This is a genomic window from Allobosea caraganae, from assembly GCF_003351345.1.
Taxonomy (GTDB): domain Bacteria; phylum Pseudomonadota; class Alphaproteobacteria; order Rhizobiales; family Beijerinckiaceae; genus Allobosea; species Allobosea caraganae.
Map to the genome: position 1 here is coordinate 33,779 of NZ_QQTO01000011.1, position 25,089 is coordinate 58,867.

Annotated in this window: 23 protein-coding genes and 1 tRNA gene; 20 read left to right on the forward strand and 4 right to left on the reverse strand. The window is 65.4% G+C overall.

What is annotated here, in order from left to right; all coding sequences use genetic code 11:
• The first annotated feature begins 110 nt into the window (after positions 1-110).
• From DWF00_RS05060 to DWF00_RS05075, 4 genes are read left to right on the forward strand one after another with little or no spacing between them, the layout of a single operon-like run.
• The gene (locus tag DWF00_RS05060) at positions 111-1,079 is read left to right on the forward strand and encodes a peptidyl-alpha-hydroxyglycine alpha-amidating lyase family protein (protein ID WP_114831686.1); all 969 of its coding nucleotides are present in this window, start codon (positions 111-113) and stop codon (positions 1,077-1,079) included.
• A gap of 13 nt (positions 1,080-1,092) precedes the next feature.
• Positions 1,093-1,896: a hydroxypyruvate isomerase family protein gene (locus DWF00_RS05065; protein ID WP_114831687.1), complete on the forward strand. Its 804-nt coding sequence runs from the start codon at positions 1,093-1,095 to the stop codon at positions 1,894-1,896.
• Between the two features lie 29 nt (positions 1,897-1,925).
• Positions 1,926-2,717 carry an SDR family NAD(P)-dependent oxidoreductase gene (locus DWF00_RS05070; protein WP_114831688.1) on the forward strand — a complete coding sequence of 264 codons (792 nt, stop codon included), beginning with the start codon at positions 1,926-1,928 and terminating at the stop codon, positions 2,715-2,717.
• A gap of 21 nt (positions 2,718-2,738) precedes the next feature.
• Positions 2,739-3,413, forward strand: a complete 675-nt coding sequence (locus DWF00_RS05075; protein WP_114831689.1) for an aspartate/glutamate racemase family protein — start codon at positions 2,739-2,741, stop codon at positions 3,411-3,413.
• On the opposite strand, the gene DWF00_RS05080 is transcribed toward DWF00_RS05075, so the two are convergent.
• Positions 3,403-4,305: a LysR family transcriptional regulator gene (locus DWF00_RS05080; RefSeq protein ID WP_114831690.1), complete on the reverse strand. Its 903-nt coding sequence runs from the start codon at positions 4,303-4,305 to the stop codon at positions 3,403-3,405. The genes DWF00_RS05075 and DWF00_RS05080 overlap by 11 nt on opposite strands.
• Here DWF00_RS05080 and DWF00_RS05085 point away from each other — a divergent pair.
• From DWF00_RS05085 to DWF00_RS05105, 5 genes are all read left to right on the forward strand, one after another.
• On the forward strand, positions 4,265-5,107 hold the full coding sequence (locus tag DWF00_RS05085) for an HpcH/HpaI aldolase family protein (RefSeq protein ID WP_181832824.1): 843 nt from the start codon (positions 4,265-4,267) through the stop codon (positions 5,105-5,107). The genes DWF00_RS05080 and DWF00_RS05085 overlap by 41 nt on opposite strands.
• A 51-nt stretch (positions 5,108-5,158) precedes the next feature.
• Positions 5,159-6,121: a tripartite tricarboxylate transporter substrate binding protein gene (locus DWF00_RS05090; RefSeq protein ID WP_181832825.1), complete on the forward strand. Its 963-nt coding sequence runs from the start codon at positions 5,159-5,161 to the stop codon at positions 6,119-6,121.
• 133 nt (positions 6,122-6,254) lie between these two features.
• Positions 6,255-6,914 (forward strand): RraA family protein, encoded by a 660-nt coding sequence (locus DWF00_RS05095; protein ID WP_181832826.1) that lies wholly within the window; start codon positions 6,255-6,257, stop codon positions 6,912-6,914.
• 41 nt (positions 6,915-6,955) lie between these two features.
• A complete protein-coding gene (locus tag DWF00_RS05100; RefSeq protein WP_114831694.1) occupies positions 6,956-7,417 on the forward strand; it encodes a tripartite tricarboxylate transporter TctB family protein in 462 nt (153 codons plus the stop codon).
• A complete protein-coding gene (locus DWF00_RS05105; protein ID WP_114831695.1) occupies positions 7,414-8,919 on the forward strand; it encodes a tripartite tricarboxylate transporter permease in 1,506 nt (501 codons plus the stop codon). Before DWF00_RS05100 ends, DWF00_RS05105 begins: the two co-directional genes overlap by 4 nt.
• 77 nt (positions 8,920-8,996) lie before the next feature.
• On the opposite strand, the gene DWF00_RS05110 is transcribed toward DWF00_RS05105, so the two are convergent.
• Positions 8,997-9,908: a LysR family transcriptional regulator gene (locus DWF00_RS05110; protein WP_114831696.1), complete on the reverse strand. Its 912-nt coding sequence runs from the start codon at positions 9,906-9,908 to the stop codon at positions 8,997-8,999.
• Positions 9,909-10,358: 450 nt separating this feature from the next.
• Between DWF00_RS05110 and DWF00_RS05115 the strand changes: the two genes are divergently transcribed.
• The 6 genes from DWF00_RS05115 to DWF00_RS05140 all read left to right on the forward strand — a co-directional run bounded on the left by DWF00_RS05115 (position 10,359) and on the right by DWF00_RS05140 (position 17,121).
• Entirely contained in the window at positions 10,359-11,342 is a 984-nt protein-coding gene (locus DWF00_RS05115; RefSeq protein ID WP_181832827.1) for a Bug family tripartite tricarboxylate transporter substrate binding protein, read from the forward strand.
• A gap of 178 nt (positions 11,343-11,520) precedes the next feature.
• A complete protein-coding gene (locus tag DWF00_RS05120; protein WP_114831698.1) occupies positions 11,521-12,504 on the forward strand; it encodes a Bug family tripartite tricarboxylate transporter substrate binding protein in 984 nt (327 codons plus the stop codon).
• 274 nt (positions 12,505-12,778) lie between these two features.
• Positions 12,779-13,222: a tripartite tricarboxylate transporter TctB family protein gene (locus DWF00_RS05125; protein WP_181832828.1), complete on the forward strand. Its 444-nt coding sequence runs from the start codon at positions 12,779-12,781 to the stop codon at positions 13,220-13,222.
• 20 nt (positions 13,223-13,242) lie between these two features.
• A complete protein-coding gene (locus DWF00_RS05130; RefSeq protein ID WP_114831700.1) occupies positions 13,243-14,763 on the forward strand; it encodes a tripartite tricarboxylate transporter permease in 1,521 nt (506 codons plus the stop codon).
• Between the two features lie 206 nt (positions 14,764-14,969).
• Positions 14,970-16,118, forward strand: a complete 1,149-nt coding sequence (locus DWF00_RS05135) for a mandelate racemase/muconate lactonizing enzyme family protein (RefSeq protein WP_114831701.1) — start codon at positions 14,970-14,972, stop codon at positions 16,116-16,118.
• Positions 16,119-16,155: 37 nt separating this feature from the next.
• On the forward strand, positions 16,156-17,121 hold the full coding sequence (locus tag DWF00_RS05140) for a peptidyl-alpha-hydroxyglycine alpha-amidating lyase family protein (RefSeq protein ID WP_114831702.1): 966 nt from the start codon (positions 16,156-16,158) through the stop codon (positions 17,119-17,121).
• Between the two features lie 497 nt (positions 17,122-17,618).
• On the opposite strand, the gene DWF00_RS05145 is transcribed toward DWF00_RS05140, so the two are convergent.
• A tRNA-Gly gene (locus tag DWF00_RS05145) sits at positions 17,619-17,693 on the reverse strand.
• A 185-nt stretch (positions 17,694-17,878) separates the two neighbouring features.
• Between DWF00_RS05145 and DWF00_RS05150 the strand changes: the two genes are divergently transcribed.
• The 5 genes from DWF00_RS05150 to DWF00_RS05170 all read left to right on the forward strand — a co-directional run bounded on the left by DWF00_RS05150 (position 17,879) and on the right by DWF00_RS05170 (position 22,370).
• The gene (locus DWF00_RS05150) at positions 17,879-18,601 is read left to right on the forward strand and encodes a TIGR02117 family protein (protein WP_114831703.1); all 723 of its coding nucleotides are present in this window, start codon (positions 17,879-17,881) and stop codon (positions 18,599-18,601) included.
• Positions 18,602-18,626: 25 nt separating this feature from the next.
• Positions 18,627-19,166, forward strand: coding sequence for a prolyl-tRNA synthetase associated domain-containing protein (locus DWF00_RS05155; RefSeq protein ID WP_114831762.1), 540 nt, complete (start codon positions 18,627-18,629; stop codon positions 19,164-19,166).
• Positions 19,167-19,351: 185 nt separating this feature from the next.
• Positions 19,352-20,251 carry a thioredoxin gene (gene trxA, locus DWF00_RS05160; RefSeq protein ID WP_114831704.1) on the forward strand — a complete coding sequence of 300 codons (900 nt, stop codon included), beginning with the start codon at positions 19,352-19,354 and terminating at the stop codon, positions 20,249-20,251.
• A 44-nt stretch (positions 20,252-20,295) separates the two neighbouring features.
• Positions 20,296-20,970 carry an LON peptidase substrate-binding domain-containing protein gene (locus DWF00_RS05165; RefSeq protein ID WP_114831763.1) on the forward strand — a complete coding sequence of 225 codons (675 nt, stop codon included), beginning with the start codon at positions 20,296-20,298 and terminating at the stop codon, positions 20,968-20,970.
• Positions 20,967-22,370, forward strand: coding sequence for an MFS transporter (locus DWF00_RS05170; protein ID WP_114831705.1), 1,404 nt, complete (start codon positions 20,967-20,969; stop codon positions 22,368-22,370). Before DWF00_RS05165 ends, DWF00_RS05170 begins: the two co-directional genes overlap by 4 nt.
• 206 nt (positions 22,371-22,576) lie before the next feature.
• Here DWF00_RS05170 and DWF00_RS05175 read toward each other — a convergent pair whose 3' ends face one another.
• Complete coding sequence (locus DWF00_RS05175) at positions 22,577-24,970, reverse strand: transketolase-like TK C-terminal-containing protein (protein ID WP_114831706.1); 2,394 nt, start codon at positions 24,968-24,970, stop codon at positions 22,577-22,579.
• Between the last annotated feature and the right edge of the window lie 119 nt (positions 24,971-25,089).

A 25,089-nucleotide genomic window follows, 5' to 3' on the forward strand; every position in this document is an offset into this window, starting at 1 on the left:
GGAGACGCTTCAGCATAGTCCTGTTCAATGAAATATAAATCTCATTGTATGAGATATTCGATGGGGTGCGGAGCTGTTGAACTCCGCTGCGAAACGACAGGGACGGCAGCATGACGGGCGTGATGGGTTCGGGCGAGTACCGCTACGAGCCGGTGGAAGACTGGGCCAAGCTGCCCGAAGGCTGGGAACTGGGCGAAACGGCTGCCGTTGCCGTCGACGAGCGCGACCGGGTCTACGTCTTCAACCGCGGCGCCCATCCGATGGTGGTGTTCGACCGCGAGGGCAATTTCCTGTCCTCCTGGGGGCAGGACCTGTTCAAGCGGCCGCACGGCCTGCATATCGGCCCGGACCAGTCGATCTACTGCACCGACGAGGGCACCCACACGGTCTGCAAATGCAGCCTCGACGGCAAGCTGCAGCTCCAGATCGGCAATCCCGGCCAGCCGGCGACGCCGATGAGCGGCAAGCCGTTCAACCGCTGCACCCATACCGCGCTGTCGCCCTCCGGCGAGATCTACGTCTCCGACGGCTACGGCAACGCGATGGTGCATAAATACGCGCCGGATGGCCGCTACCTCACGTCCTGGGGCGGGCCGGGCTGCGACCGGGGCCAGTTCAACCTGCCGCACAACATCGCCTGCGATGCCGACGGCTATGTCTACGTCGCCGACCGCGAGAACCATCGCATCCAGATCTTCGACGGCAACGGCCGGTACGAGGGCCAGTGGAACAACATGCATCGCCCCAGCGCGATGCTGCTGACGCCCAGCCCATGCCCGCTCTGCTTCGTCGGCGAGCTCGCGCCCTACATGGCTGTGAACCGCGACACGCCCAATCTCGGCCCGCGCATCAGCATCCTCTCGAAGGGCGAGCTGGTCGGCCGACTCGACTCCGTCGGCGGGCCGGGCACCGGCGCTGCGCAATTCACCTCGCCGCATGGGCTCGCGGTGGATTCGCACGGCGATCTCTATGTCGGCGAGGTCACCGCCTCGTCCTGGCCGTCGCTGTTCCCCGGGCAGCCTCTGCCCAAGCCGCTCAATTCGCTGAAGAAGTTCCGCCGTCTTCGCGACGATGGCTGAGGAGGCCTTGAGGATGTATCGCGCAGCCGCGCGCTTCAGCGCCCATATCGGCTATCTGTTCAACGAGTTTCCGCTGGCGGATCGGGTCAAGGCGGCAGCCGAGGCCGGCTTCGTCGCGGTCGAGCATCCCGCGCCGATGCAGATAGAGGCTGCCAGCATGCGCGTCCTGCTGGCCGATGCCGGGCTCGCCTTCGCGCAAATGGGCCTGGCCGCGGGCGACCCCGCACGCGGTGAGAAGGGGCTGGCGGCGCTGCCAGAGGCGAGGGCGCGCTTTCGCGACGCCGCACTCGCAGGACTGGACTATGCGGCGGAGATCGGCTGCCGCCTGGTCCACCCGATGTCGGGCGTCCTGCCCACCGGCTCGGGGCTGGACGCGCTCTGGCCGACTTATCTCGACAATATGGGTTTCGTCGCGGACGAGGCGGCCAAGCGCGGCCTCACCGTGCTGATCGAGCCGATCGGCCCCGGCACCCTGCCCGATTATGCGATGGCGCGGACGCAGAGCGGGCTGGACGCCATCGCCGCGCTCGGCCTCGGCAATGTGAAGCTGCTGTTCGACGTCTTCCACGGAGCCAACGAAGGTCTCGATCCGGCGGCGTTCATCGCCACGAATGGCGGCGCTATCGCGCATGTCCATTTTGCCGACCGGCCCGGCCGCCACGAGCCGGGGACCGGAGAACTGGACTTTCCGGCCATCAGGCGGGCGCTAGCCGAGATCGACTATGACGGGCTGATCGGCTGCGAATACGTGCCGAGCCGTCGGACCGAGGACGGTCTCCATTGGCTGCGCGGCTGGTCTCAGCCGGTGGCCGTCTAACGCAAGAACGAATTGCCCAGGAGTGAGCGATGGAATTGGGTCTCAGCGGCAAGGCCGCGATCGTCACTGGCGGGGCCGAGGGCGTCGGCCGCGCGGCTGCGGCCCGCCTGGCCCGGGAAGGCGCCAACGTGCTGATCGTCGGCCGGCGTCAGGATGTCCTGGCGGAGGCCGCGACCGCGCTGTCCCAGCCAACAGGCGGGCGCGTCATCGCCCATGCCGCCGACATCACCGGCGCCTCGGCTCCGGCAGAGATCGTCGCGGCGGCGCTCTCGGCCTTCGGCAGGCTCGACATCCTCGTCAACAATGCCGGCGTCGCGCTGGCGAAGCCGTTCGAGGCGGCGACGCGGGACGATTGGAATTCTGACTTCAACGTCAAGGTCTGGGCCGCGATCGAGCTCATCCGCGGCGCGATCCCGGAGATGCGGCGCCAGGGCGGCGGCCGGATCATCAACGTGACCAGCATCGACGGGCGCACGCCGCGCGCCTCGACCATGCCGACCAGCGTGGCGCGCGCCGCCGGCATCGCCATGACCAAGGGCCTGTCGCGAGATCTCGCCGCCGACAACATCCTGGTCAACACGGTCTGCATCGGCTTCATCAGGAGTGGGCAGCACGAGCGCCGCTTCGCTCGCACGGCCCCGGGCAATTCCGATCTCGACGCGCTCTATGCCGAGGACGCCAAGCGGCGGGGCGTGCCGCTCGGTCGGGTCGGCGAGGGCGAGGAGGCGGGCGACGTCATCGCCTTCCTGGCCTCCGAACGCGCCAGCTACCTCACCGGCATCGCCATCAACATCGATGGCGGCACCTCGGCCGTCGTCTGACCTGAACCGGAAGGGGGAGCCATGACGCTGCGCATCGCACTCGTCCACGCCGTGACCGTCGCGATCGAGCCGGTCAACGCCGCGATGCGGGAGTTGTGGCCGGAGGCCGCGGTGATGAACCTGGTCGATGACAGCCTCAGCGTCGACCGCGCCAAGGAGGAGGAGCTTTCGCCGGAGATGCATCGTCGCATCGGCGATCTCGGCGACTACGCGCTGCGGGCGCAGGCGGACGGCGTGCTCTATACCTGCTCCGCATTCGGAGCTGCGATCGCAGCCTTTACCGAGCGCGCGCCGGTGCCGGCGCTCAAGCCCAACGAGGCGATGTTCGAGGCGGCGCTGGCACAGGGTGACCGCATCGGCATGCTCGCTAGTTTCGGCCCCTCTGTTCCATCGATGACCGAGGAGTTCGAGGCGCTGGCCGCGAGCATGGGCCGCGGCAATGCCCGCCTCGAGAGCCATTGCGTCCCGGAGGCGATGGCGGCACTGCGGAGCGGGGATGGTGAGAAGCATGACCGGCTTCTTGCCGAGGCAGCCGACCGCTTCGCCGGGTTCGACGTCGTCCTGCTGGCCCAATTCTCCACCGCGCGGGCAAAGGCGGCCGTCTCCGCCGCGCTCAGGCAGCCGGTGCTGACGAGCCCGCACAGCGCCGTGGCGAAGCTCAAGCGCCTCGTGACCGCGCCCTCGCTCAGGGAATGAAGAGCTGATGCTTGTCGACCAGGTCACGGACGATCTGAGCGACCTCCTGCAGGCCGGGGCTGAGATTGTCGCGCCGGTAGCACAGCGCGGCGCGGTGGCCGCCCAGGGAGGGGGAGACGTCGAGGACCCGGACGCGGCGCGCCGCGATCTGCCGCCTCACCGCGCTGACCGGCAGGACGCCGACCGCGAGCCCCTGGTCGACCATGTCGGCGATCACGAACAGGCTGTTGCAGGTGCTGATCCGGCGTGGCGTCACGCCGGCCTCCGCGAACCAATTCATCACCGTGGCATGCAGCCGCGACGGCGGCGCCGTCAGCAGCAGGTGCTGCTCGGCCAGGGTCCCGGCGCTGATCGGCCCTGCGGGCAGGCGAAGCCCCGAGCCGGCGACCCAAGCCATGGCGTTGTATCCGAGCTCGCTCGTGACGATGTCGTTGCCGAATTCCGGCTGGCTGATCACGGCGATGTCGATCTGCCCCTCCTGCAGCAGGCGGTTGATCATCGCGCTGTTGTCGACGCAGGCCGCGATGCTGATGCCCGGATAGATCGCCTCGACCCGCTCGATCATCTCGGCCAGACAGACATGGGCGAAGGTATCCGTCGAGCCGAAGCGCAGGCTGCCGTTGAGCGGCGTCGCGCTGCTGAACCGGCTGGCAATGGTCTGCGACATTGCCAGCATGTCGCGCGCCGGCCCGAGAAGCGTCTCGCCCTCGGTGGTCAGCTGCGTGCGCGGGCCGCGCCGCACGAACAGCGGATGGCCCAGTGCCATCTCGAGCTCCCGGACGCGCTGGGAGATGGTCGGCTGCGTCAGGTTCATGTGGCGCGCCGCCGCGTTGAACGAGCCGAGCCGCGCGATGCAGTCGAAGGTGGCGAGTTGGTCAAGCGTGAAGCGCATTATAGACAAATCCTATGTCGCGGGAAGGAATATTCGATTTCCCTTTAGCGAGAGGTCTCTGTACCGTTCTTGGCAAAAGAATGGGAGGATATTTTTGATCAGCCGCAATAGCCTCAAGCAGGCCATCGTAGAGACGCGCCGTATCAAGGGCGTGCATTTCACGTATCCGGCCCTCGCCGCCATGGAAATCCTGGCGGCCGGCGGCCTCGATTACATCTACATCGATGGCGAACACGGTGCCTTCACCATCTCGGATGTGGAAGCCTGCTGCATCGTCGCCGACCGCCTCGGCGTTACTCCGGTCGCCCGCGTGCCGGACGGCACCGCGCCGGTGATCACGCAATTCCTCGATCGCGGCGTCAGGGGCATTATCGTCCCGCATGTCGAGACCGAGGAGCAGGCCCGGATCGCCGCGGAGGCGACCTATTTTGCGCCGCTCGGGCAGCGCTCCTTCGGTGGCGGGCGCCCTTACGCCCATGTCGGCAACAAGGACATCCCGTCTCTTCTGAAGCAGGCGAACGCGGGCGTCTCGCTCAGCCTGATGATCGAGACGGCGAAGGGGCTCGACAACATCGCCGCCATCGCGGCCGTGCCCGGCGTGGACTATCTCAGCTTCGGCATGTTCGACCTGTGCCAGTCGCTCGGCCATCCCGGCGATCCCAAGCATCCCGAAGTCACCGCCGCCGTCGAGGCGGCCGCGGCGAAGGTCCGGGCGCTCGGCAAGCCGATCCGAGAAGACTTCATCACGTTCGCCTGGATCAACGACCTTGTGGTGGAGGGTGCGCGCCGGCTTCTACCCTAAATGCGATCGATAAAATCGGCGCAGACAATAATAAATCGAGGAGGAAACAAGATGAAGATCAATCGACGTCAGTTTTCGCTGATGGCCGCCGCCGCGGGCGCAGCGCCCGCGAGCGCATTCGCCCAGGCAGCCTATCCGTCGCGCCCGATCGACCTGATCGTGCCCTTCGCCCCTGGTGGCGGCACCGATCTCAGCGCGCGCATGATCGTGCCGTATATCGAGAAGTACCTGAAGGGCACGATCGCGGTCATCAACAAGGCCGGCGCCGGCGGCCAGGTCGGCGCGGCCCAGATGGCGAAGGCCAAGCCCGATGGCTACACGATCGGCTTCATGAACGTGCCGAACACGATGATGAAGCCGCATGAGCGCGAGGCGGGCTACACGGTCGACAGCTTCGCGCCCATCGCGAACATGGTGTTCGACCCGGCGGTGCTCGCCACCCGTCCCGACAGCAAGTACAAGACGCTGGCGGATGTCGTGGCCGAGGCGAAGGCCCGCCCCGGCAAGGTGACGATCGGCTCCGCCGGCGTCGGCTCCAACACGCATCTCGACCTGCTGCGCTTCGAGTCCTTAGCCGGCATCAAGCTTCACCACATCCCCTATGATGGCGGTGCCGCGCCCCGCACCGCGCTGCTCGGCGGCCATGTCGAACTCGTCGCCTCCGCCCTTGGCGACTGCCAGCGCTTCGCCCTGGATGGAACGATCAGCATGATCGGCATCCTGACCAAGGAGCGCTTCCCGATGGCGCCGACCGTGCCGACCTATGCCGAGCAGGGTTTCCCCATCGAGGGCGGCGCGGGCCGGGGGCTGGTCGGCCCCAAGGGGATGAGCCCCGCGCAGATCGCCGTGATCGAAAAGGCGGTCGATCAGGCGCTGAAGGATCCGGAGTTGATCAAGAAGGCGACGGATATCGCCCTCCCGCTCGTCTTCATGAACAGCCCCCAATACGGCGAGTACCTGCAACGCTCCGACCGTGAACTGGCCGAGGTCTGGAAGACCACGCCCTGGATCTAGTCACGAAGGAGGAGGCCTGGGCGGCGCCGACCGCGGTCTCGCCCTGGCCTCTCAGCCCATCTCGCCCGCCGCTCGATCGTCGCGCGGCGGGCCGGGCAGGAATGATCCTGCCGCCCTCTCAAGGATGATCTCCATGTCGATTTCTGAAAGCGCACTCGCACGCCTGAAGGCGGTCGAATCCGGCATCGTGTCCGACAGCATGACGCGGCTCGGCATCTACGGCTGGATGGATGGCCTGCACCCGATCGGCGGTGGCCAGCGCCGCGCGGTCGGCCGCGCCCGCACCTTGCTGCTCGGTCCCAAGCGCGGCGAAGGCGCCTGGGGCAAGACGATGTATGCGACGATCGCAAGCCTCGAGCCGGGCGATGTGCTCGTGTTCGGCACCGGCGGCACGCAGCAGAACCTGATGGGCGACAACATGGCGAACTTCGCCAGCCGGCATGGCCTCGCGGCCATGGTCACAGATTCGCCCGTGCGCGATTCCGTCGGCATCGCCGCCGTCTCGATGCCGGTCTATTGCCGCGGTGCGGCGGTGCGCATTCCCGTCGAGATGGAGCCGATCGCGCTCGATGTCCCCGTGCTCTGCGCCGGAGCGCAGGTGCGACCGCAGGACATCATCGTCGCCAGCGAGGATGGCGTGATCGTGCTGCCGCAATCGCGGGTCGACGACGTCATCTACCAGGCCGACGATATCGAGCCGATCGAGGCGAAGCTCCAGGAGGCGATCGCGGGCGGCGCACCGCTGTCGGAGATCGAGGCCCTGATCAAGCGCAAGAAGCAGCGGCGCGAGTGAGCCTTCCCGGGCCCATCCCCGAGCATGGAGAGGAGACCGCGATGCTACCCATGCGCAATCCGGCAGAGATCGTGTCGGGGCTGTTCCTCATCGGCACGGCCCTCCTCTTCCTCTGGATCGGGCGGGCTCTGCCGGCCGGTTCGGTCACGCAGATGGGGCCCGGATACACTCCCAACCTGCTGGCGGTCATACAGCTCGTTCTCGGGCTGGCGGTACTCGCGATCGGGGTTGTCAGGGATGGCGAGCCGCTCGAACCATGGCGCTGGCGGCCCGTCGTGACCATTCTGGCCGCCGTCGCCTTCTTCGCCGTCTCGCTCGAATATATCGGGCTCGTCGGCGCGGTGGTGGGCACGGTCATCCTGTCGGGCTTCGCCACGCCGCAGTCGCGGCACGTCCAGAATGTCCTGCTCGCGGGAGCCCTGGCGCTCTTCACGGTGCTCGTCTTCGTCAAAGGGTTGAGCCTCCAGATTCCGGTCTGGCCTTTGGGCTGGGGGCGCGAATGAGCACGATCGACGGTTTCCTTCATGGGCTGGCGCTGGCCGCCCAGCCCATGAATCTCCTCTATTGCCTGGTGGGCGCGCTGGTCGGCACGCTGATCGGCGTGCTGCCTGGCGTGGGGCCGGTCGCAACCATCGCGATGCTCCTGCCCATCACCTTCTATCTGGAGCCGCTCCAGGCCCTCATCATGCTTGCCGGCATCTTCTACGGCGCGCAATATGGCGGCTCGACGACGGCGATCCTGGTGAACCTGCCGGGCGAGAACTCCTCGGTCGTCACTTGCCTCGACGGCTACCAGATGGCGCGGAAGGGGCGGGCCGGCCCGGCGCTGGCCATCGCCGCGCTCGCCTCGCTCTTCGCGGGCATCTTCGCCACCGTCTTCATCGTGCTGCTGGCGCCGCCGCTCGCCAAGATCGCGCTCGCCTTCGGCGCGACCGAGTATTTCTCACTGATGGTGCTCGGCCTGATCGCGGCGATCGTGCTGGCCAGCGGCTCGGTCCTCAAGGCGCTGGGCATGATCACGCTGGGCCTGCTGCTCTCGATGGTCGGCACCGACGTCAATTCGGGCGCGATGCGCTTCTCGCTCGGTATCCCGGAACTGGTCGACGGCATCAACTTCGTGCCTCTGGCGATGGGCATCTTCGCAGTGGCGGAGGTGATCCGGAATCTCGAATCCCCGGAACCGCGCGAGACGCTCAAGACGAAGTTCAGCGACCTCTGGCCGACGCGCGAGGATTTCCGACGCTCCTGGAAGCCGGCCTTGCGTGGCTCCGTGCTCGGTTCCGTGCTGGGTCTGCTGCCGGGCGGTGGCGCGATGCTGAGCTCCTTCGCCGCCTATAGTCTGGAGAAGCGCCTGTCTCCCAACGGCCACGAGTTCGGGCAGGGCGCGATCGAGGGCGTAGCCGCGCCGGAAGCCGCGAACAATGCCGGGGCGCAGACCTCATTCGTGCCGCTGCTGACGCTCGGCATTCCCGGCAACGCCGTCATCGCGCTGATGGCCGGCGCCATGATGATCCACGGCGTTCAGCCGGGCCCGCAGGTGATGACCAGCAATCCGGGCCTGTTCTGGGGCGTCATCGCCTCGATGATCATCGGCAATTTCATGCTGGTGGTGATCAACCTGCCGATGCTGCCGGTCTGGGTGAAGCTGCTCAGCATTCCCTACAGGCTGTTCTATCCGGCGATCCTGATCTTCTGCTGCATCGGCGTGTACACGCTGAACAACGCGGTGTTCGACGTCGTCATGCTGCTGGTCTTCGGGCTGATGGGCTATGTCCTGCTGAAATGGCGCTTCGAGCCCGCCCCGCTGCTGCTCGCCTTCGTCCTCGGGCCGCTGATGGAGGAGAACTTCCGACGCGCCATGATGCTCTCCTTCGGCGACCCGCGGATTTTCATCCAACGTCCGATCAGCGCGACCCTGCTCGGCGTCGCGGCCCTGCTCATCGCAATCATGGTCCTGCCCGCCTTGCGGCGCCGGCGCCGGGAGACCTTCGTCGAAGCGGGTTGACGGTCAGGCGCCGGCGCTCCTGGCCGGTCGATTCTGGGTACCCGGAAGCGAAAAGGGCCGCGGTCGCGCGGCCCTTTCTATGTGTAGATATTCTCCTCGGCGACGACCTCTTGGATCAGGTCGACCACCTGGCGCAGGCTCGGCCCCAACTCCTCGACCTGGTAGCAGATCCAGACATCGTAGGGCGGGATGGGCGGATAGGCTTTCAGCTCCTTCGCCAAGCCTTGCTCTACATAGGGCTTCATCACCCGGACCGGCATCGAGCCGATCCCGACGCCGCGTAGGATCATCCGGACCGTCGTCGCCAGTTCGTTGCAAGTGCTGAGCCGTTGCGGCGTGATATTGGCCTGGCGAAACCACTGCATGACGCTGGCGTTGTGGCGCGCCGGCGATGGTGTGATGATCAAGTGATGCGGTGCCAGGTCGGCTGGAGACAGGATCTCCTTGTCGAATTCATGAGATGAACTGGCAAACCAGCCGTGCACGTTGACGCCTGTGCGCTCACGGTGAATGTGTTCGGCGATGCGGTATTCCGAGGTGACGGCAAGATCGAGCTTCAACTCGTTGAGGAGCTCGCTGATCGTGTTGCTGTCGCCGACGTAAACCGCCGTCTTCAGCCCCGCATGGCGCTTGTTCAGCCGCTCAAGCATGATGTCGAGGCCAACGACTGCGAAGCTGGCGCTCACCCCCAGGCGCAATGTGCCGTTCAGCGGGTCGCCGGTGCTGAGCCGCACCGCCATTTCGTCGGCGGTGTTGATGAGTTCGTCGGCGTAACCCAGGAGCGCGGCGCCGTCCGGGCTGATCCGCAGGGAGCGGCCGCTGCGCACGAACACCTTGATGCCGAGCGCCAGTTCGAGTTCGCGGATTCGGCGCGATACGGCTGGCTGTGTCAGGCCGAGATGACGTGCTGCGGCGTGCACGCCGTGGAGGCGGACCGTGCGCTCGAAGGCACGAATTTGCGACAACGTGACGTTGTGGATCGCGGACATCTTGCAAGTTTATGACAGTACACGGCAGGAACGCACGCTTTTCTCATCCTGCACTGCAGCAATTTTTATGTCTCGCGCGATTTCACCATGATGTCGGGGCACGCGGAAGCTCTAGGCGGATGCGGCTTCCTGTTTCCCCTCGCGGCGTCTTCTCTTTATCTAACCAATTGAATGATCTTACGATTTTATCTTTCCGCGAAATGAAAAGCCGCTTCTGGCGACGCCTCCCCCGCCCGGAACGGCAGAACGACGTGGCTTTCGCGCAAGTAAACGGGCAGCGATTGATTACAAAAATGCATCACATGTGCGGATGATTACTAATTAGACCGAGCGACGCAACGCTGTTAAAAATTCAATGCTGCAGGTTTGATCTGAATGGCGGGAGAAAATATCTCACGGATCATCAGGTGTTCGGCAATCATAATATAAATAAAACATGGGAGGATGCTTATGCTCTGGAAGAGTGTTGGGCTCACGTTGGCCGTTGTTACATCTGTCCTCACCGGATCTGCTTATGCCCAGGGGACCGATTACCCTACGCAAAATGTCCGCATCATCGTTCCTTTCACGCCCGGCGGCGGCACGGACCTGACCGCGCGCATTGTCGCGGATGCTCTCGGCAAGGCATGGGGCCAGAGCGTCATCGTCGAGAACCGACCGGGCGCCGCGTCGCAGATCGGCATCGACTACGTCGCGAAGGCGAAGCCGGACGGCTATACGCTGCTGTGGTCTTCGGCTGACGGGATTTCGGTTCTTCCGGCGGTCAAGCCGAAAATGCCCTACAAGATCCCGGACAGCTTCGAATTCGTCTCGACGTTTTCTTCATTTCCGTTGATCCTCGGCGTCTATAGCAAGCTGCCGATCACGAACATGAAGGAATTCATCGACTACGCCAAAGCAAACCCGGGCAAGATGCACTATTCGAGCTCCGGCGCGGGCGGCGGCGGCCATTTGCAGCCGGCCTATATGGCGAAGGAGCTCGGGCTCGACGTCAAGCACGTGCCCTATGACAGCGCAGCGCCCGCGACCGTGGCGGTTGCCGGGGGCCATGCCGAGTTTACCGACGTCGCGCCCTCCACCGTCGCGCCCTACATCAAGGACGGCACGGTCCGCGCGATCGCGACCTCCGGGCGAAACCGCACGATCCTTTTCCCGGATGTTCCGACCGTCAGCGAGCTCGGCTATCCCGACCTCACCGAAGACTTCTTCTATGGCATGTACGCGCCGGCCGGCACCCCGGCGGACATCGTCGCGAAGCTTCGTGACGGCGTGCAGGCCGTCCTGAAGAGCCCGGGCATGGCCGAGAGGCTGCGGGCGCTCGGCCTCGAGCCGCTCGGCCTGACCGGCGAGGAATTCAAGGCATTCGCCGTCGCCGACCTGAACCGCTGGACCAAGATCGCCAAGGCGATCGATTTCCAGCTGTCCGGCCAATAAGCCCTGGGAGCCGTCTTTATCGACGGGCGCTGCGCGTCGCCGCGCAGCGCTTCCTCCGACGATCATATCCAAGCGGTTGCAGAACCAGCGTTCTGAGCCCCGACACACAACCGGAATGAGTTGATCCATCGATCGATTTGTCGATCGACTTGGATCCAATAAGATTAGGAGGAAATGGATGAACCGGAAACTCTTGCGTTTTCTATTGGCTGCCTTCGCTTTTGCTCCCGCAGCTTCGACCATCGCGCAGACGACGGATTATCCCACGCAGACCGTGCGGGTCATCGTGCCGTACGCACCGGGTGGCGGCACCGACATCACGGCCCGTATCGTCGCAGAGCAGCTCAGCAAGGAGTGGGGACAGAGCGTCATCATCGAAAATCGGCCTGGCGCGGCATCCCAGATCGGCATCGACTTCGTCTCCAAGGCCAAGCCCGACGGCTACACCCTGCTCTGGGCTTCATCTGACGGGCTCTCCATCTTGCCCGCCGTCAAGGCGACGGTCCCTTACAAGATTCCGGGCAGTTTCGAATTCATCTCGTCTTTCAGCTCCTACCCGCTCGTCCATAGCGTGTCCGCCAAGCTGCCGATCACGAACATGAAGGAATTCCTCGACTATGCGAAGGCTCATCCGGGCCAGATGAATTATGCGAGTACGGGCCCGGGTGGCGGTTCTCACCTGCAGGCGGCCTATATTGCGAAAGAGCTTGGCCTGGACTTGAAGCACGTCCCCTACGATAGCGGCGGTCCTGCATCCGTCGCGGTCGCCGGCGGCCATGCGGAGTTCACCGAGCAAGGCCCCTCGACGGTGTTGCCCTATATCAAGGCGGGCACCCTGCGCGCGATCGTGGTCTCCGGCAGCAAACGAGCCAGCGCTTTGCCGGATGTGCCGACGATTGCCGAGGCGGGTTATCCTAATCTGACTTCGGATCTCTATTACGGCATCCTGGCCCCGGCCGGCACCCCGGCGGCTATCGTCCAGAAGGTGAGGGACGATGTCCAGAAGGTCCTCAAGAGTCCCGGCATGACGGAACGACTCAATTCGCTGGGTCTCGAGCCGTTCGGGCTCACGGGCGACGAGTTCAAGACCTTCGTCGTCAATGATCTCAATAAATGGACCAAGGCCGCCAAGGCGATCGACTTCCGGCTTTCCGGCCCCTAGATCGCCGTGCGTCCTACCGGACGCAAAGTGACGATCTAGGCCTTTGTTGTTGCATCGGATCTTTCCGAAAACCGGATTCCACTTTTCGGTCCGATGCCCTAGGCCGCGCGGGCCATCCTCTTCCGCAGGCGCTGTGCGACGACCGCCGCCGGACGTGTCGGCCGCCGCATAGCCGATCCTTCAAACGACGCATGCCTACCGATGCCGGAGCGGCAACGGCGCCATGCGGACCGAGTTCTGCGGCCGGTCAGCGCCGGCGACACGGGAAACAGGCATGCTGCAAATCCAAAATATCCGACAGTTCTGGCTTGGTGTCCTGTTCGGCGTCATCGGCCTGATCGCGCTCTGGGAGCTTCCCCGGCCGATCGGGACGCTCACCGCGATGGGGCCGGGCTACTTCCCGATGCTGCTCGGTATCGGGCTGGTGCTGGCGGGAGCCGCATCGATCGTGATCGGCATCCGGTCGCACTCGCATACCGAAGTCGAGCCCCTGTCGCTGGTACCGACGTTCTTCATCATCTCGGGCATCGTGGCGATGGCCTTGCTGATCGACCGCGCGGGCCTCGCCGTCTCGCTCCTCTTCATGGTTCTCGGCACTTGCTACGACCGGGTCCTCAAGCATCCGATCGAAGTCGCGGTCATCTACATCGCCGTGCTCGGCATGACCTGGGGCGTCTTCCTCCACCTCATCAAGCTTCCGATCAAACTATTCTGGTAGTTCCTGGGAGACGATAGAAAATGGATTTTCTGCAAAGTCTTCTGATGGGCTTCCACGTCGCGATGACGCCGGAAAACCTGATGTTCTGCCTGATCGGCGCGACGGTGGGGACCGCTGTCGGCGTATTGCCCGGCATCGGGCCGGTGACGACGATCGCCATGCTGATCCCGCTGACCTTCCACATGCCGGCGATCGGCTCGCTCATCATGCTCGCGGGCATCTATTACGGCGCCAACCATGCGGGCTCGACGACGGCCATCATGTTGAACATGCCTGGCGAACCCAGTTCCGTCGTCGTCTGTCTCGACGGATATCCATTGGCCAAGAAAGGGCGAGCGGGCGCGGCGCTGGCCATGTCTGCGATCTCCTCCTTCGTCGCGGGCTGCGTCGCTTTCATGATCGTCGCGGCGCTCTCGCCGCAATTGTCCCATATCGCGCTTGCTTTCGGGCCGACCGAATACTTCGCCACCATCGTCATGGCGCTGATCATGGCCTCCATCCTGACCGATGACAGCCTCGTGACGACGCTCGGCATGTGCATGATCGGCCTTCTGATCGGGGCGGTCGGTACCGATCTGACCACGGGCGACGAACGCTATGCCTTCGGCATTCCGTCGCTGTCCGACGGGGTGAACTTCGTCGCGGTGGCCGTCGGCCTCTATGCCTTCACCGAGATCATCGAATACTCCGGCACCACGGCCATTCGCCAGAAGATGAGCTTCAGCTTCCGCGGGCTGATTCCGTCGCGCGATGATCTCACGCGCTCCTGGAAGCCGATCCTGCGCGGGACGGCGCTCGGGTCGGCCTTCGGCATCTTTCCCGGCACCGGGCCGATGCTGAGTTCGTTCGTCGGCTATTCGATGGAGAAGCGCCTGGCGAAGGACCCCTCCCGATTCGGCAAGGGGGCGATCGAAGGGGTGGTCGGGCCAGAAGCCGCGGCAAACGCGGCTGCCATCACCCACTTCATCCCGATGCTGACGCTCGGCATTCCGGCGGGCGCAGCCATGGCGATCATGCTCGGCGCGCTGCAGATCCAGGGCATAGCGCCCGGTCCCGGCGTCATGACTGACCATCCGGCGCTGTTCTGGGGGCTGATCGCCAGCATGTGGATCGGCAACCTGATGCTGCTCGTGCTGAACCTGCCGCTGATCGGCCTCTGGGTGCGGCTGCTCGGCATGCCCTTTCACGTTCTCTATCCGCCGATCATCGCCTTCTCCTGCATCGGGGTCTACAGCGAGCAGAACTCCTATTTCGACATCCTGTTCGCGGCGGGCCTCGGCCTGCTCGGCATCCTGTTCCGCATCCTGGGAGCCAATCCGGCGCCGCTGATTCTGTCCGTCGTCCTGGAGCCGTTGCTCGAGCAGAATTTTCGACGGGCGATGATCATCGGCAACGGCGATGTCTCGGTCTTCCTCAAGAACCCGATCAGCCTGGGCATCCTGCTCTTCACGGCAGCGGTGATGATCTACTTCAAGGTCAAAAGGAAGTCGATCATCGACGATGTCGTCAACCTCGACGACAAAGCGAGGGAGCCCGCTTGATCTGAGCAAGATGTAAACCTCGCGAATTTCGGTCTCGATCCGTAATCGCCCGAAATCGAAGTCCAATACGGACGCTTATTACCCAGATTTTCCAACGGGCCGGGGCAACCGGATTACCGCAGCGGGCAAACTTGTCCGAAGGCGGGACGATCCAGCTACGCCGGAGAAGCCATCAAACTTACGACTGCGCGAAAGGATGCCACTTCATGAAGATTACCGACATCATCGTCCATCCCCTGCAGGCGGATCATAACCGCCTGTCCTGGACGGCTCACGAGCCTTTCGCCCGCGCTATTCTGACCCTGGTGGAAGTCCGGACCGACGAAGGCGTGGTCGGCATCGGCGAGATCGCGAGCGGCCCGCAGCCGGTGGTCTGCGACATGCTGAAATCGATCATCCCGACGCTCATCGGCCTCGACCCGCGTGGTCATACCGAGATCTGGGACCGGATGCTGTCGCTCACCACGCCGCGGCCGGGCGCCGTCTTCGACGGCGACGGCCTGCCGGCGCCGCTGGCGCGCCACTTGCGCTGGGAGTTCATGGCGGCGATGGCCGGCATCGACATCGCGCTCTGGGACATCAAGGCGAAGTCGGTCAACCTGCCGGTCTTCCGCCTAATGGGCGGCACCCGCACCGATGTCTTCACCTATGGCGTCGGCGGCATGTATCGCAAGAACGGCAAGCCTTCCGACTACGCCGAGGAGCTGGCCGAGTTCGTCGATCGCGGCTTCAAGGCCGTGAAGCTGAAATCTGGCGGCCTGTCGCTCAAGGAGGAGGTCGAGCGCATCAAGGCCGTGCGCGACGCGATCGGCCCCGACGTCCAGCTCGCTCTCGACGTCAACGCCGCCTACAATGTCGAGGACTGCATCGAATACGCCAACACGGTGGCGGAATTCGACATCGCCTGGCTGGAGGAGCCGCTGCACTGGTACCTGCAGCCGGCGGATTTCGTGCGGCTCGCCAATTCCTGCCCGATCCCGCTCGCCCATGGCGAACGCGAATGGCACCGCTTCGCGGCCCGCGACTACATCGATTCAGGGGCGCTCCGTTACATCCAGTTCGACTCGGCCCGCTTCGGCGGGATCACGGAAGGCCTGCGCGTCGCGCTTTATGCCGAGCAGAGGAACGTGATGGTGCAGCCGCATTCCTGGCCGCATCTGCACGCCCATATCGCCTCGGCACTCGGCAAGGGAGCCTATGGCGCCGAATGCGTGCCTGACCCGCACATGCACCCGGTCCACCACGAGATCTTCAGCGGCGGCGCCTTCTACAAGGACGGACGGCTGCATCTCACCGAAGCCCCGGGCTTCGGCATGGAAGTCGACTGGAAGCGGGTGAAGGCGCTGACGGTCTGAGACCTTTGATGCAATCGGAAAACTGGAAGGAAAAGCAATGAGCGTCATCATGGGCACCGGCGAATACCGGTACCGGGTCGAAGAGCATTGGCCTCGCATCCCCGCCGATATCGAGATCGGCGACGTATCGGCCGTCACCGTGGACAAGAACGACCGCGTCTACCTGTTCAATCGCGGGCCGAACCCGATGATCGTTGTCGATACCGCGGGCAATTTCATCGAGACCTGGGGCCAGGACGTCTTCAAGAGCGCCCACGGCGTCTATGTCGGCGAGGACGGGTATGTCTACTGCACCGACTGGGGCGACCACACGGTTCGCCGCTGCACGCCGGGCGGCAAGGTGCTGATGACGCTCGGCACGCCGGACCAGCCGGCGCCCTATATGAGCGGCAAGCCGTTCAACCGCCCGACCCATACGGTCCTGTCGCGGGACCTGAAATATCTCTACGTCACCGACGGCTACGGGAACGCCAAGGTCTATAAATACACCTATGATGGCGAGCTGGTGAGCTCATGGGGCGAATCCGGCACGGGCGAAGGCGAGTTCAACCTCCCCCATGCGATCTGCTGCGACAAGCAGGGGCGCCTCTACGTCGCCGACCGCGAGAACCATCGCGTCCAGGTCTTCGACGGCGACGGCAAGTTCCTCTGGCAGATCAATAATATCCATCGTCCGGGCGGCCTCTTCCTGTCGGAGGACGATGATCCGATCTGCTATATCGGCGAACTCGGCCCCTTCTATGCGTTCAACCGGCACGCGCCCAATATCGGGCCGCGGGTCAGCATCATGACGAAGGAGGGCAAGCTCCTCGGCCGGCTCATCGGCGACCCGCCGGCAGGCAACGATCCCGGCCAGTTCCTCTCGACGCATTCCCTGTCGCTGGATTCCCACGGCGACATCTATGTCGGGCAGGTCGGCAATAATTCTTGGCCAATGCTCTTTCCGGGCGAGCCTCTTCCGAAAGACCTTTGCCATATCCGCAAGCTAGTGCGGGTCCGATAGGCCTTAGCGCAATGACGACTTGACGTATGGCTTTTGGGTCCTGGCAGGACCGCCCGGAGCCGATGCCGGTTAGGCGCAAGATCCCGCTTGGTTCCGCGACCAATGTCCGGTCCCGGGTAACCTCCCAATGTCCGGTCCCGGGTAACCTCCCAATGTCCGTAGTTGGCGTGATACGAACCAATGAGCCGCTTCTGGCGAAGGCCCGGTACCATCTACCGCGGATGGACATCTTGGAGGACGGGCGCACGGTACCACGTTGCGCCTGTCACCCCATGCCATCGCATCCAAGTATGGGAATCTCATAGCGCCAAGCGCGAACGCTTTCGTACATCTTCAACCAAAAAGCCGTGCTGCGATGCAACCTCTTGACTATGTAACCACGCTGTAACCACGGCCTTCCGCCGCGTCTGCGAAACCTCTCCGGCAGATCCAACGCCCAAACGCAAAAAGCGCCGGAAAATCCGACGCTTGCGATCTTTCTGGTTGGGAAAGATGTCTGGAGCGGGAGAAGGGATTCGAACCCTCGACCCCAACCTTGGCAAGGTTGTGCTCTACCCCTGAGCTACTCCCGCGTCCGGACATCGTCGCGCCGTTTCCAGCGGCGAGGCCGGCTTATTGCCCCAAAGCGTCGCGAAGCGCAAGCGCCTTGTTGCAGGAACTTCACAGGAACTGGACGAAAGCCCGGCGAGCCGGCATCGCTCGACTTCACCCGGCCGCTCGGGCATCGTTTCGCGATGCGACGCGGGTCCGGATTGGAATGCTGAAGGCGGTGGGCTCGTCCCGCGCGATTCGCCTGCTTCGGCGCGGCCTGCGCGCCGGCGCGCTCGGCCTGGCCGTTCTCCTGGCCGCGACCGGCCTTGCCCTTCTCGCCGGCGCCGTGCCGCTGCGCAGCGGGCCAGCCGCAGCCAGTGACGGCACGGTGACGATCTACGTGATGACCAACGGCTTCCACACCGATGTCGTCGTGCCGACGCAGACCGACGCCAAGGACTGGCGGCCGCTCCTGCAGGCCTCGCCGATCACCCGGCCCTCGCTCGATGCGCCGTTGATCGCCTTCGGCTGGGGTTCGCAGGCCGCCTATACCGAACTCGGCACGCTGGCCGATCTTTCGCCCGCCCTCATGCTCAAGGCCGTCGCCTTCGACCGCTCGGTCGTCCATGTCCAGCCGCTGGTCGCGATCCGGGCCGGCGAGAGCGTGCGCCGGTTCGTACTGACGGAGGCGGGCTACCGCGCACTCGCCCGCCATGTCGAGGACAGCCTGCAGCCGGGCGGGGCCGGCGAGCCGATCGCTCTCCCCGGCGTCACGCATGGCACCGGCGATGCCTTCCTGCGCGGGCGCGACCGCTTCTGGCTGTTGCGGAGCTGCAATGTCTGGGTCGGCGAGGCCCTGCGCAAGGCGGGACTGCCGGTCGGGCTCTGGACGCCGGTCGCGCAATCGCTCATGTGGTCGCTCGGCCCCGGCGATGCGCCGGGCCGATGATCCGAAGCCTGAGACGCAGCTCCCGATGACCTTCGCCCTGCCGATCGATATCCCGAAGCCGGCGCAGCCCGCCGACCTGATCGCCGCGCTCGACGCGCTCGGCATCGCCGTCACCCGCACCGACCACGAGGCGGTCTTCACCGTCGCCGAATCCAAGTCGCTGCGCGGCGCGGTCCATGGCCACCACACCAAAAACCTGTTCCTGAAGGACAAGAAGGGCAGGCTCTTCCTGGTCTCGGCGCTGGAAAGCACCAGGATCGACCTGAAGCGCCTGCACGAGACGTTGGGCGCCAGCGGCCGCCTCTCCTTCGGCTCGGCCGAACTGCTGTTCGAGACGCTCGGCGTCACGCCCGGCTCCGTCACCGCCTTCGCCGTGATCAACGACCGCACCGGGCGCGTGACGATGGTGCTCGATGCGAACCTGATGACCGGCGAGCCGATGAATTTCCATCCGCTGGTCAACACTGCGACTCTGCGGATCGCGCGCGAGGACATGCTGAGATTCCTGCGCGCCACCGGCCACGAGCCGATGATCGTCGACCTGCCCGCGCCACCCGAAGCGTGACGGCGCGCTTTTCGGACGACATCGTGCCGAAGCGATGGACAGACGGGCCGAGCCTCCCCATCTATGGCGCGCGCATCGGGCAGCCATGCGCACGGATTTCACATACCGGGACCATGGTCTAAAAGGCGGATCATACTTTGCCGCCGGATCGCGGCCCGGCCGATCGATGAGATGAAGGACGACCCATGCTGGTCAATGGCGAGGCGGCCGAACAACCCGGCCTGATCAAGGACACGACGACGCAAGGCTTCCGGCAGGACGTCGTCACGGAATCGATGACCCAGCCGGTGCTGGTCGATTTCTGGGCGCCGTGGTGCGGCCCCTGCAAGCAGCTCACTCCCGTCCTGGAGAAGGTGGTCAAGGACGCTGGCGGCAAGGTCAAGCTCGTCAAGATGAACATCGACGACCACCCGCAGATCCCGGGCCAGCTCGGCATCCAGTCGATTCCCGCCGTGATCGCCTTCCAGCGCGGCCAGCCCGTCGACGGCTTCATGGGCGCGCTGCCCGAGAGCCAGGTGAAGGGCTTCATCGAGAAGCTCGTCGGCCCAATGGGCCCGGGCGCCACCGAGGAGCTGATTCTCGCCGCGCAGGAGGCAGCCGAGGCCGGCGATGCCGCCGGCGCCAGCGAGCTCTATGCCGGCGTGCTCCAGCTCGAGCCCGAGAACGTCGCAGCGCTCGCCGGGCTCGCCCGGCTGCATCTCGATGTCGGCGACATCGAGGGCGCCAAGGGTATCCTCGCCGCGGCGCCGGAGGACAAGGCGGCCGATCCGGCGCTGGTGGCCGTGCGCGCCGCGATCGAGCTCGCCGAACAAGCCGCCGCGCTCGGCGATACGGCCGAGCTGGAGGCCAAGGTCGCCGCCAATCCCAAGGATCACCAGGCCCGCTTCGACCTGGCGCTGGCGCTGAACGCGAACGACCGGCGCGAGGAGGCGGTCGACCATCTCGTCGCCATCATCAAGGCCGACCGCGCTTGGAACGACGACGGCGCGCGCAAGCAGCTGCTGCAGTTCTTCGAGGCGTGGGGGCCGATGGACGAGCACACGATCGGCGGGCGTCGCAAGCTCTCGACGCTGCTCTTCTCCTGAGGCCAGCTAATTATCTGGGGTACCACATGGAGGATGACGCGCCGATGGGCATGAACGCCGTCTACAACGGAGCCGAGGATTGCCCGCAGGTCATCCCGGTCTTCCCGCTGGTCGGCGCTCTGCTCCTGCCGCGCGGGCAGATGCCGCTCAACATCTTCGAGCCGCGCTATCTCGCCATGGTCGACGACGCCCTGCGCAGCGGCCACCGCACCATCGGCATGGTCCAGCCCGAGCCGGAGCACGGGCGGCAGCTGGCGACGCCCGGCCTGCTCCAGGTCGGCTGCCTCGGCCGCATCACCCAGTTCGCCGAGACCGGCGACGACCGCTACATCCTGACGCTGACCGGCATCGCCCGCTTCCGCATCGTCGACGAGCTCTCGGTGACCACCGCCTATCGCCAGGCCCGCGTCTCCTATGACGAGTTCGCCATCGACTTCACCGCGCGGGCCGGCGAGGACGAGGTCGACCGCACCGCCCTGCTGCGGGCGCTCAGAGCCTTCGCCAAGGCCAACAGCCTCAAGATCGACTGGAAGGGCGTCAACGAGGCGCCGAACGAGGCCCTGGTCAATGCGCTCTCGATGATGTGCCCGTTCGGCCCGCGCGAGAAGCAGGCGCTGCTGGAGGCGCAGAGCCTGAAGAGCCGCGCCGAAGTGCTGGTCGCCATCACCGAGATCGAGCTGGCCCGCGGCGGCAGCGACCCAGAAACGACCTTGCAGTGAACTCCATTCCGGCTCCCGACGCGGTCGCTCCCGTCACCTATCCGCCGCGCCGCGCCGTCACCGCCTGGCTGTTCTTCGACTGGGCGGCCCAGCCCTTCTTCACGCTGGTCACGACCTTCGTCTTCGCGCCCTTCTTCGCCTCGGCGCTGGCCTCGGACCCGACCGAAGGGCAGGCGCTCTGGGGCTATGCCACTGGCTTTGCCGGCCTTTGCATCGCGCTGCTCTCGCCACTGATCGGCGGCATCGCCGACCGCACCGGCCCGCGCAAACCCTGGATCGCCGCCTTCGGCGCGCTGCTGGTCCTCGGCTCCGGATTACTCTGGTTCGCCAGGCCGGGCTCACCGCTCGCCGTGCCGATCGCGCTGATCGGCTTCATGATCGGCACGATCGGCGCCGAGTTCGCGACGATCTTCAACAATGCGATGATGACGCGGCTGGTGCCGCCCGAGCGCCTGGGTTGGCTCTCCGGCACCGGCTGGGCCACCGGCTATTGCGGCGGACTGATCTCGCTGGCGCTGACGCTGGCCTTGCTGGCCGCCGATCCGCTGACCGGCAAGACGCTGGCCGGCCTCACCCCCATCTTTGGCCTCGATGCCGCCGCCCGCGAGGGCGACCGCTTCTCCGGCCCGCTGACGGCGCTCTGGTTCATCGTCTTCGTCCTGCCGATGTTCCTGCTGACCCCGGATTCGCCCAAGACCGGCCTGAGCCTGAAGGCCGCGGCCAAGGGCGGCGTCGCCCGGCTACGCGAGACGCTGCGCGAATTGCCGCGTTTGCCGGCTCTCGGCCGGTTCCTGCTCGCCAATATGATCTACCAGGACGGGCTCGTGGCGCTCTTCGCCTTCGGCGGCATCTACGGCGCCGGCGTCTTCGGCTGGCAGACCATCGAGCTCGGCATCTTCGGCATCCTCTTGACCATCACAGGCACGTTCGGCGCCATCATCGGCGGCCGGCTCGACGACCGCATCGGCGGCAAGCCAGTGGTGCTCGGCTCGATCGCCTGCTTGCTCTTCGCCTGCCTCGGCATCCTCTCGCTCGCGGCGGATCACGTGTTCTTCGTCATCCCCGCCGCGCCGCCAGCGCTGGGAGACGGGCTCTTCGCCTCGCTGCCGGAGCGCGTCTATCTCGCACTCGGCCTGCTGATCGGCCTCGTCGCCGGCCCGCTCCAGGCCTCCTCGCGCAGCCTGATGGCGCGGCTGGCTCCGGCCGGGCGGCATGGCGAGTTCTTCGGATTGTTCGCGCTCTCGGGCAAGGTGACCTCGTTCATGGGGCCGACCTGCGTCGCTCTGGCGACGACGATATTCGCCAGCCAACAGGCGGGGCTGGCGGTGCTGATCGTGTTTTTCCTGGTTGGCGGCGTGCTGCTGGCCGGGGTCAATGTGAAGCAGCATCTCGCAAAATAGGCCGCGGGGAACCCTCTCCTGTAAGGAGAGGGCAGGGTGAGGTGTAGGCCCCTCGCCCAGCGAGACGCCAACCTCACTACCGCGGCGCTTCAACGTCCAACGGCCGACACCTCACCCCACCCTCTCCTTACAGGAGAGGGCTCCCGCGCTTCCTCGTCATGCGGTTCGCATCTGCGCCGCAGCGCGTGCGGGATGACACCCGACGACTACGGCAACGCCTTCAGATACCGCACCGGCCGCCCCGGCGCCGCGGCCTGCGCTGCGTGCACGATCGCGTTCGCGTCGATGCCAAAGTGCCGGTAGAGATCCGCCACCGTGCCGGTCTGGCCGAAATGCTCGACGCCGAGCGCCTTCTGGCGATGGCCATGCACGCTGCCGAGCCAGGCCAGCGTCGCCGGATGCCCGTCCAGCACCGAAACGATGCCGCAATCGCGCGAGAGCTCGCCGAGCAGCCGCTCGATATGGCTGGTCGCCTCATGGTTGCCGCGCTGGCGCGCCCGCTCCGCCGCCTGCCAGCCGGCATTGAGCCGGTCGGCCGAGGTGATCGCGAGCAGGCCGACATCGCGCCGGTCCTCGCTGAGCAAGCCGACCGCCTCGATCGCCTCCGGCGCGACTGCCCCGGTATAGGCGATCACCACCGAGGCGTTCGGACCGGGCTTCCTGAGCCAATAGGCGCCGTCGATGATCTCGCGCTCCAGCTCCGGCGTCATCACGCGCTGCGGCTGCTCGACCTGCTTTGTCGAGAGCCGGAGATAGACCGAGCCGCCGGTCTCGTCGCGCAGCCAGGTGCGCTCGTCCGGGTCGCCCTCGCCATCCTTCTGCAGATATTCGAACGACCAGCGCATCATCACCGCGAGTTCGTCGACGAAGGCGGGCTCGAAGGCGCAGAGCCCGTCCTGGCTCATGCCGATCAGCGGCGTCGCGATCGACTGGTGCGCGCCGCCCTCCGGCGCCAGCGTCACGCCCGACGGCGTCGCCACCACCATGAAGCGGGCATCCTGGTAGCAGGCATAGTTCAGCGCATCGAGGCCGCGCGAGATGAACGGGTCGTAGAGCGTGCCGATCGGGATCAGCCGCTCGCCGAAGATCGAATGCGACAGGCCGAGCGCCGAGAGGTTGATGAACAGGTTCATCTCGGCGATGCCGAGCTCGATATGCTGGCCCTTGGGCGAGAACTCCCACTTTTGCATCGAGGGGATGCGCTCGTCCTTGAAGGTATCGGCCATCGACGCCCGCGCGAACAGGCCGCGCCGGTTCACCCAGGGGCCGAGATTGGTCGAGACCGTGACGTCCGGCGCCGTCGTGACGATGCGGTCGGCCAGCGGGCCACCGAGCTTGGCGAGCTCGTCCAGCACCTTGCCGAAGCCCATCTGCGTCGACATCGTAGCCTGGATGCCGACCTCCAGCTTGGCCGGCACCGGCAGCGAGGGCGCCGAGAAGCGCCGCCGCCCCTTGGAGAAGAACGGCACCTTGCCGAGGAAGGCGCGGATATCGGCCTCGGGCAGCGACAGCCCCTCGAACAGGTCCCATTCATGGCCCGGGCGGATCGTGTTGGCCCGCTTGAAGCCTTCCATCTGCTCCTTGGTCATCAGCCCGGCATGGTTGTCCTTGTGCCCGGCCAGCGGCAGGCCGAAGCCCTTGACGGTATAGGCGAGGAAGCAAACGGGACGATCATGGTCGATCGATTCGAAGGCCTCCAGGATCGAGGGCAGGTCATGGCCGCCGAGGTTGCACATCAGCTTCGATAGCTCGGCATCGGAGCGCTTCTCGATCAGCCTGGTCACCGGGCCCTGGTCGCCGAGATCATCCATCAGCCGCTTGCGCCAAGCCGCGCCGCCCTGGAAGGTCAGCGCCGAATAGAGCTGGTTCGGGCAGGAATCGATCCAGGCCTTCAGGCGCTCGCCACCCTTCTCCTTGAAGGCGGCCTGCTGCAGCGAACCGTATTTCAGCGTCACGACGTCCCAGCCGAAATTGCGGAACATCTGCTCAAAGCGGTCGTAGAGCCCCTCGCGAATGACGGCATCGAGCGATTGGCGGTTATAGTCGATCACCCACCACGTATTGCGGACGCCGTGCTTCCAGCCCTCCATCAGGGCCTCGAAGATGTTGCCTTCGTCGAGCTCCGCGTCGCCGATCAGCGAGACCATGCGCCCGTCCGGCCGATCGCCGCCCCAGCCATGCGCCTTGACGTAGTCCTGGGTCAGCGAGGAGAACAGCGTCTGCGCCACGCCAAGGCCGACCGAGCCGGTGGAGAAATCGACGTCGTCGATGTCCTTGGTGCGCGAGGGATAGCTCTGCGCGCCCTTATAGCCGCGGAAATTCTCCAGCTTCTCGCGCGTCTGCAAGCCCATCAGGTAGTTGATGGCGTGGAAGATCGGCGAGGCATGCGGCTTCACCGCGACCCGGTCCTGCGGCTTCAGCGCCGCCATGTAGAGCGCCGTCATGATCGTCGCCAGCGAGGCGGACGAGGCCTGATGCCCGCCCACCTTCATGCCGTCGCCATTATCTCTGAGATGGTTGGCGTTGTGGATCGTCCACGACGCGAGCCAGAGGATCTTCTTCTCCAGCTCGGCGAGAACGGGCAGGCGGGGATCGGACATGGATTCGTTCACTCCAGGCGCAATGGCGTCCAGATGAAGCAAGGCCGGCGCGGGGAACCCCTCTCCTGTAAGGAGAGGGGCAGGGGTGAGGTGTCGGCCATTTGACGCTGAAGCCGTGA